Genomic DNA, 6,507 nt, shown 5'->3' on the forward strand with positions numbered 1-6,507 from the left:
GACGGCGCCACCGCGGCCGAGTGTGCGCCCGCCGGCGCCCGCCTCGCCAAGGGCGCAACTGCCCGCGACTGGAACTCCGTCAGCGACGCGAAGGCCGCCGAGATGGAGGCGAAGTTCCGGGCCGACGCCCGCGCCGCGGGTGTGCGCCTGGACGGCGCACAGCGGGAGCCGTTCGACGTCACCATCCCCGTCTTCGTCAACGTCATCCACGACGGTGCCAAGGGCAAGCTGTCCATGACCAAGATCAACCGGTCGATCAAGGTCCTCGACGACGCCTATCGATTCGTTGGCATCGACTTCGCGCTCAAGGGCGTCAAGTACGTCAACAACAAGGCCTGGTACAACAACATGGGCCAGTCCTACGAATACGACGACGCGATCAAGGCCAAGCTGCACCGCGGCGGCACCAACGTCCTCAACATCTACAGCGCCAACCTCAGCGGTGGCCTGCTGGGCTACGCCACCTTCCCGTGGGAGGACGCAGGCACGTCGCGTGACGGTGTCGTCATCCTCGACGAGTCGGTGCCCGGCGGCACCGCCGCGCCCTACAACGAGGGCGACACCCTCACCCACGAGGTCGGTCACTGGATGGGCCTGTGGCACACCTTCCAGGGCGGCTGCAAGACCCCGGGCGACCAGGTCTTCGACACCCCGTACGAGGCGTCGCCCGCGTTCGGCTGCCCGGTCGGCCGCGACACTTGCAAGAACCGCCCCGGCAACGACCCGGTGAAGAACTTCATGGACTACAGCGAGGACCCGTGCATGAACCACTTCACCAACGGGCAGAAGTGGCGGATGCAGCGCGTGTGGAACACCTACCGCATGCTCTGACGCGCTAGCGCGTATGCCGCGGGGTGGGGCCGGTCCGATGCGGACCGGCCCCACTGGCGTCCCCCCGGGGAGAGACAGTGTTCTGACCAGACGTACCTCCGGCAAGGGCGTGGCGCCGCCGTATTCCACGCTTGGGTGGTACTGCGGGATGACCGGCCTGGGGTCGTGCCCCGATCCGGGTGGGAACCCGTTAGGGTGTTCCCGGATCGGGGCCAGGGGCTCCGGCCGTATGGGGAAATTCAGAGAGGACACCAACCCACATGTCTCGTCGCGTCTTGCTCGCAGTGCCGAGCGCCGCACTGCTCGCCGTCGGTATGGGGGCCTTGCCGGCTCAGGCCAAGATGGTCGCCACCGACACACCCGCCCAGGACTGTGTCGTCCACACCGACGCCCGCGTCGCCAAGGGCGGCACGGCCAAGGACCCGAACACCGCCACCGCCGCTGATGTCGCGGCGGCAGAGAAGATCTTCGACAAAGCCCTGGCCGACCGTGGTCTGCACCTGAATGCGTCCGGGCGCGCGGTCGACGCCGACGGCAAGGCCGCTCCGGCGGTCACGGTGCCGGTGTACTTCAACATCATCACTGCCGGCACGAAGGGCGCTGTGACCCAGACCCGAGTCTCGAAGCAGATGACGGTCCTCAACAACGCCTACAGCACGGCCGGCTTCAGGTTCAAGCTCATGGGGACCAAGCGGGTCAACAACTCGGGGTGGTTCAACCTCAGCCCGGGCTCGTCGGCCGAGCGCAGCATGAAGACTGCCCTGCGCAAGGGCGGCACCAACACCCTCAACGTCTACACGGCCAACCTCAGCGGCGGCCTGCTCGGCTGGGCGACGTTCCCCTCGGACGGCGCGGGGAGCAAGTACGACGGCGTGGTCCTGCTGCACTCCAGCCTCCCGGGCGGTTCGGCGACCAACTACAACCTCGGCGACACCGCCACCCACGAGGTCGGTCACTGGATGGGCCTGTGGCACACCTTCCAGGGCGGTTGCGGCGGCGCCGGCGACCAGGTCGCGGACACCCCGGCCGAGTCGTCCCCGGCCTTCGGCTGCCCGACCGGTCGGGACACCTGCTCGGCCCCGGGCAAGGACCCCATCAGGAACTTCATGGACTACACCTATGACTCGTGCATGAACATGTTCACCGCCGGTCAGAAGACCCGCATGAAGAACCAGTGGGCGGCCTTCCGCGGCTGATCGCCCCCGCAAGAACCCGAATGGGCCGGTGTCGCAGCGCGACACCGGCCCATTCAGCGTTGACGGTCGGGGAGCTCAACCGTCGAGACTGCGGGTGAGTAGCGGCCCGGTCCGGTGCTCGAGGTGGGTGACAAGCGAGATGGAGGTGTTGGCCCGGATGACGTGCACCTCGTCCAGGACGGTATCGATGACCCGCCCGAGATCGGCGTTATCCTTGGCGACGACCCGGACCAGCAGGTCACCGGTGCCGGTGATCGAATGGACTTCGAGCACCTCCGGGATCTCCTTGAGGTGATCGACGACGGGGGAGTGGCCCTGGCGCTGACGGATCTCCAGCATGCAGAAGGCCGTGACGGGGAACCCGAGGGCCGCCGGGTCGAGGGTGGGCGCGAAAGAGCGGATCACGCCACGCTGTTCGAGCCGTTCGAGACGGGCTTGGACCGTGCCCCGGGCTACGCCCAGGATGCGCGAGGCACCGAGCACCCCGACATCGGGGTTCTCGGTGAAAACCGTGATCAAGCGGGCGTCGAGCTCGTCGATGGCCACGGAGGAGGAGGGAGCCACCCCGCAATTCTGACAGCTTGATCGGTCAATTTGCTACGTAGTTGCACAAATTGAGTAACACTACTCATGCTGGTTGCACACCTCGCCGGGTGTCGGACACCCTTTCGAGCATGTCGGATACCGCAATGACGCTGACCGAGGCCGAGCGCGAGGCCCAATTGAATCTCGAGCAGCTCAAGCAGCTGGTCGGGCTGGTGGAGTATGACGCGGACCGTGATCCGTTCCCGGTGACCGGGTGGGACGCCATCGTGTTCGTGGTGGGCAATGCCACTCAGGCGGCGCACTATTACCAGTCGGCGTGGGGGATGGAGTTGGTGGCCTATTCCGGTCCGGAGAACGGCAACCGGGATCACAAGGCATTCGTGCTGAAGTCGGGGTCGATCAAGTTCGTCCTCAAGGGTGCGGTCAGCCCGGACAGTCCGTTGATCGCCCATCACGCCAAGCATGGTGACGGGGTGGTCGACATCGCTCTCGAGGTTCCGGATGTCGACAAGTGCATCGCGCAGGCCAAGGCGGCTGGGGCGACGGTGCTCGCGGAGCCGTATGAGATGTCCGACGAGCACGGGACCGTGCGCCTGGCGGCGATCGCGACGTATGGGGAGACGCGGCATACCCTCGTCCAGCGGGAGGTGGGCGGGGTGCGGTATGCCGGGCCGCACGTGCCGGGGTATGTCGCGCGGTCCTCGACGTTCGTCAAGCGCGAGAGCGCGCCGAAGCGGCTGTTCCAGGCCCTGGATCACATCGTCGGGAACGTCGAGTTGGGCAAGATGGACGAGTGGGTGGCGTTCTACAACAAGGTCATGGGCTTTGTGAACATGGCCGAGTTCGTCGGCGACGATATCGCCACCGAGTACTCCGCGCTGATGTCGAAGGTCGTCGCGAACGGCAACCACCGGGTGAAGTTCCCGCTGAACGAGCCGGCGATCGCCAAGAAGCGCAGCCAGATCGACGAATACCTCGACTTCTACACCGGCCCGGGCGCTCAGCACCTGGCGCTGGCGACCAATGACATCCTGCGCACGGTGGATGAGCTGACCAAGGAGGGGGTGGAGTTCCTCGACACCCCGGACGCCTATTACGACGACCCCGAACTGCGCGCCCGCATCGGGCAGGTCCGGGTGCCGATCGAGGAGTTGAAGTCGCGCAAGATCCTCGTCGACCGGGACGAGGACGGCTACCTGCTGCAGATCTTCACCAAGCCCCTCGGCGACCGGCCCACGGTCTTCTTCGAGATCATCGAACGCCACGGCTCCCTCGGCTTCGGCAAGGGCAACTTCAAGGCGCTCTTCGAATCCATCGAACGCGAACAGGACAAACGCGGGAATTTGTGACCGCTCAGGGGTCACCGAGGCCCGGGCAGGTTTACCGTCAGGTGACATGGGAGAACTCCACGCTGACCGTTTGACCGCCACCCGCCGGCAACTGCTGGCCATGTCCGTCGTGGGAGGTGCCGGCCTGTTCGCCGCCGAGCCGTCGGCGGCAGCGGTCAAGAATCTGCGCCTGACCGTGCTCGGGACCACAGACCTGCACGGCAATGTCTACAACTGGGACTACTTCAAGAATGAGGAGTATGACGACCGCTACGGCAACGACATCGGCATCGCCAAGGCGGCGACGCTGATCAAGGCCATGCGCGCCGAGCGCGGACCGCGGCGGTGCATCGTCCTGGACGCCGGGGACACCATCCAGGGCACGCCGCTGGCCTACTACTACGCCAAGATCGACCCGATCACCGGCGGGTCGAAGCACCCGATGGCGTTGGCGATGAACGCGATCCGCTACGACGCGGCCGCTCTCGGCAACCACGAGTTCAACTACGGGATGGACACACTGCGGGCCTTCCAGCGCCAACTCGACCACCCGCTGCTCGGCGCCAACGCCGTCGGCTGGACCTCCGGCAAACCGGTGTTCCCGCCCTACATCCTGAAGCGGATCACGCTGCCCGACACCAAAACGATCACCGTGGGCATTCTCGGCCTGGTCACACCGGGCGTCGCGATCTGGGACAAGGCCAATGTCGAGGGGCGGGTGAAGTTCCGCGGACTCGTGGAGCAGGCGAGCTACTACGTGCCGCGGATGCGAGCCGCGGGAGCCGAGGTCGTCGTCATCTCCGCGCATTCAGGCCCGAACACTTCCAGTTCGTATGGCGATGCCCTGCCCTATCCCGAGAACGCTGCCTCCCTCGTCGCCGAGCAGGTGCCCGGCGTGGACGCGATCCTCGTCGGTCACGCGCACCTGGAGGTGCCGGAGCGCTTCGTGACCAACACGGCCACCGGCCGGCAGGTCCTGCTCTCCGAGCCGCTCTATTGGGGCATGCGGGTGACGGTTATGGACCTCAATCTCTCGCTCGTCAGGGGCAAGTGGCAGGTCCGCACTGCGCGCGCCACCCTGCTCAACGCCAACACGGTGCCCGAGGACCCGCGCGTGGCGTCGCTGGTGCGCGGCGCGCACGAGAAGGTGCTGACCTATGTCAACAGCCCCATCGGCACGTGCACGCAGGCGATGAGCGCCGCCAGCTCACGCTATGAGGACACGGCGGCGATGGACTTCATCAACCTGGTCCAGGCCGAGGCGGTCAAGGCCGGAATCGCCGGCACGGCCGCCGAGGGGTTGCCGGTGCTCTCGATCGCCGCACCCTTCAACCGACTCGCCGCGATCCCCGCTGGGCAGGTGACGGTGCGCGACGTCGCGGGCCTGTACATCTACGACAACACCCTCCTGGGGATCCAGTTCAGTGGCGCGCAGGTCAGGGCCTACCTGGAACAGTCCGCCGTCTATTTCAAGCAGGTCCCGGGGCCGGGCACCTATTCCGCGGACGAGGTGACGAATGCTCCCACGCAGACCGCGCCTGGAGGAACGCCGGACTATAACTACGACATCATGGGGGGGCTCGACGCGCCCCTCACCTATGACATCGACATCTCCGTCCCGCCAGGCAACCGGATCAAGAACCTCGCGTACGACGGTGTGCCGGTGAGTGATTCGCAACAGTTCGTGATCGCGATCAACAACTACCGGCAATCCGGTGGTGGCGGCTTCCCGGGTGTCACGACCGCCCCGGTGGTCTACAACCGGCAGAACGAGATCCGGCAGCTGCTCATCGACTGGGTGAGCGCCGAGGGCACGATCGACCCGCCGAGCTTCTTCCGGGTCGACTGGCGCCTCGTCGCCGGCGACACCCCGTTGGTCATCACGCCCTGACGCGCATCCTCATTCGGCTGAGAGCTCCTCAAGTGGGTGCCATCCGTGCTGGACGGCGCGGGTGTCCCGGTCGACGGTGAAGTAGTGGCCCTGGCCGGGCTGGTCGAGTTCGCGGGTGATGGGCCGGCCGAGGAGGTGGCACAGCAGGAGGGTGCCGACGCCGCCGTGGGCGACGACGACGATGTCGCCGTCGCCGGATCGCTCATCGGTGAGCACAGCGTCGACGGCAGCGACGATCCGCCGCTGCTCGTCGGCCGCGTTCGCCCAGCCGCGCACCGACTCGTCGGGATGGGCGAAGAAGGCGTCGGCCAGTGCCTCGAACTCCTCTGGCGGCACGAATCCCGTTGCGCTCCGGTCGTTCTCGCCCAGATCCTCGCGCACCAGGTGCGGTATGCCGCCCGCGATCAGTTCGGCGGTCCGGAGCGCCTTGACCTCGGTGGAGGACCAGATCGACGTCGTGGCGGCGAGGAACGGCGAGCCTGCCAGCGCCGCCGCTCGCGCGCGACCGACGTCGGACAGGTCCCACTGGGGCACGGGAGTCGCGGGATCGACGCGCACCTGGGGGTGAGTGAGGAATCGCAGGAGGCGCGGGCTCATGGCACCCGTCCTACACGATGCCTTCTCGGCTCGCCAAGCGCGTCTTGCGATGCTGCGCCCACACCTCGGCCGGCGTGATGGCCTCAGCCGGCGAGATGGCCCCAGTCGCCCGACAGCC

General features: G+C 66.9%; 6 protein-coding genes. 4 read left to right on the forward strand and 2 right to left on the reverse strand.

The window, feature by feature from the left end; all coding sequences use genetic code 11:
• On the forward strand, window positions 1–831 hold an 831-nt coding region (locus BN11_RS23700), incomplete at its 5' end, for a zinc metalloprotease (protein WP_053084082.1).
• A gap of 260 nt (window positions 832–1,091) precedes the next feature.
• Window positions 1,092–2,027, forward strand: coding sequence for a zinc metalloprotease (locus BN11_RS11400; RefSeq protein WP_048697773.1), 936 nt, complete (start codon window positions 1,092–1,094; stop codon window positions 2,025–2,027).
• A gap of 75 nt (window positions 2,028–2,102) precedes the next feature.
• On the opposite strand, the gene BN11_RS11405 is transcribed toward BN11_RS11400, so the two are convergent.
• Window positions 2,103–2,591, reverse strand: coding sequence for an Lrp/AsnC family transcriptional regulator (locus tag BN11_RS11405; protein ID WP_235435445.1), 489 nt, complete (start codon window positions 2,589–2,591; stop codon window positions 2,103–2,105).
• A 110-nt stretch (window positions 2,592–2,701) separates the two neighbouring features.
• Between BN11_RS11405 and hppD the strand changes: the two genes are divergently transcribed.
• Together hppD and BN11_RS11415 are read left to right on the forward strand one after the other, a co-directional pair.
• Window positions 2,702–3,922 (forward strand): 4-hydroxyphenylpyruvate dioxygenase, encoded by a 1,221-nt coding sequence (gene hppD, locus BN11_RS11410; protein ID WP_048701296.1) that lies wholly within the window; start codon window positions 2,702–2,704, stop codon window positions 3,920–3,922.
• 70 nt (window positions 3,923–3,992) lie between these two features.
• Entirely contained in the window at window positions 3,993–5,792 is a 1,800-nt protein-coding gene (locus BN11_RS11415; RefSeq protein WP_235435446.1) for a bifunctional metallophosphatase/5'-nucleotidase, read from the forward strand.
• A gap of 9 nt (window positions 5,793–5,801) precedes the next feature.
• Here the strand turns inward: BN11_RS11415 and BN11_RS11420 are convergent, their stop codons facing one another.
• Entirely contained in the window at window positions 5,802–6,389 is a 588-nt protein-coding gene (locus BN11_RS11420; RefSeq protein WP_048697778.1) for a histidine phosphatase family protein, read from the reverse strand.
• Between the last annotated feature and the right edge of the window lie 118 nt (window positions 6,390–6,507).

This window comes from Nostocoides australiense Ben110 (assembly GCF_001050535.1).
Classification (GTDB): Bacteria; Actinomycetota; Actinomycetes; order Actinomycetales; family Dermatophilaceae; genus Nostocoides_A; species Nostocoides_A australiense.

Bases quoted from the DNA above. Each gene is read 5' to 3' on its own strand.
- BN11_RS11420 (WP_048697778.1), bottom strand. From the start codon at position 6,389: ATGAGCCCGCGCCTCCTGCGATTCCTCACTCACCCCCAGGTGCGCGTC.
- BN11_RS11400 (WP_048697773.1), top strand. From the start codon at position 1,092: ATGTCTCGTCGCGTCTTGCTCGCAGTGCCGAGCGCCGCACTGCTCGCC.
- hppD (WP_048701296.1), top strand. From the start codon at position 2,702: ATGTCGGATACCGCAATGACGCTGACCGAGGCCGAGCGCGAGGCCCAA.